This is a genomic window from Lactiplantibacillus sp. B652, from assembly GCF_023806745.1.
GTDB lineage: Bacteria > Bacillota > Bacilli > Lactobacillales > Lactobacillaceae > Lactiplantibacillus > Lactiplantibacillus pentosus.
The window spans coordinates 1-214 of the sequence record NZ_JAMSKY010000137.1; the positions used below are offsets into that span (position 1 = coordinate 1).

Sequence of the window (214 nt, forward strand, 5' to 3'; positions counted from 1 at the left end):
CAAAACAGGAACTATCAACTATATCGATCCAGATGGCAAGGTAGTAAAAACTGACCAAGTTTCAGGAAAAGTTGGCGATAAAGTTGATGTTAAGATTTCGTTACCGGATGGTTATGAGTTAGCTAATAAGGATGAACAGGTCCCATCCACTATTACAGTTGGTGATGATGGCATTAAAACTATCATTATTAATATTAAGAAGATTCCTATAACC

Annotated in this window: 1 protein-coding gene; it reads left to right on the forward strand. The window is 35.5% G+C overall.

From position 1 onward, the window contains the following. The coding region (locus tag MZO40_RS17325) for a MucBP domain-containing protein (protein WP_252133503.1) at nucleotides 1–214 on the forward strand (214 nt) is incomplete at both ends.